The sequence below is a fragment of the Mycobacteroides sp. H001 genome (assembly GCF_001440005.1).
GTDB classification, from domain to species: Bacteria; Actinomycetota; Actinomycetes; order Mycobacteriales; family Mycobacteriaceae; genus Mycobacterium; species Mycobacterium gwanakae.
The window spans coordinates 1-965 of sequence record NZ_LJYH01000004.1 but is presented as its reverse complement, the minus strand read 5'-3'; the positions used below and the strand labels follow the sequence as shown (position 1 = coordinate 965).

Here is a 965-nt window from a genome sequence, read left to right as displayed (position 1 = left end):
TGGGGTCGTGTAGTGCGTGTCGTGTCGTTTGGGTATCAGGTCTGGGGTTACCGGACTTTGCAGGCGTTGATCGATCTGGGGCATGAGGTGGTGCTGGCGGTTACGCATCCCTCTAGTGAGGAAGCGTATAAGGCGATTTGGTCGGCGCCGGTTGATGAGCTTGCGCGTGAGCACGGTATTCCGGTGCATTTGGCGACGCGGGTGGATGCTGAAACCATCGAATTGGTTAAGGGCGCTGAGCCTGATGTCATTGTGGTCAATAGTTGGTATAACCGGATGCCGGTGGAGCTCTATGATTTCCCGCCGCATGGCACGCTGAATTTTCATGATTCGTTGCTGCCGAAATTTACTGGGTTCTCGCCTGTTTTGTGGTCGTTGATCAGTGGTGAGTCCGAGTTCGGGTTGACGGTGCATCGTATGGATAGCGGTTTGGATACCGGTGACATTTTGGTGCAGCATTCGCTGCCGATCGGTCCGGCTGATACCGGCACCGAGTTGGTGTTGCGGGGGATGGATCTGATTCCGGGGGTTTTGGCTGAGGCGCTGGGTGCGTTGGAGTCCGGTGAGGCGCTGTGGCGGCCGCAGAACAAGGGGGAGCGGACGTACTGCCATAAGCGTTCTGAGCGTGACAGTGCGATCGATTGGAGTTGGCCGGCCGAGGATCTGGAGCGGTTTGTGCGGGCGTTGTCGGATCCGTATCCGCGGGCGTTCACGTTCTATGACGGTGGGCGTATCGAGGTTTTGGAGGCGCGGATTTCTGAGGCCCGCTATGGCGGTACGCCGGGGCGGGTGATCGTGCAGGAAGAAGGCGGGGTCGTGGTGTGTGGCGCTGATGCCTACCGCGTGGGTAACCGCGGGCTGGTGATCACCCGCATCCGAGACGCCGACGGCAACGAGCACAGCGGCCACGAGTACTTCCGGCGCGGGGGATATCTCAACAGCCACACCTGATCCCCAGGCGGTAG

Annotated in this window: 1 protein-coding gene; it reads left to right on the top strand. The window is 59.9% G+C overall.

Annotation, left to right across the window (positions count from 1 at the left end; translation table 11 throughout):
* Window positions 1-12 precede the first annotated feature (12 nt).
* Window positions 13-951, top strand: coding sequence for a methionyl-tRNA formyltransferase (locus AOT83_RS00020; RefSeq protein ID WP_057963431.1), 939 nt, complete (start codon window positions 13-15; stop codon window positions 949-951).
* Window positions 952-965 lie beyond the last annotated feature (14 nt).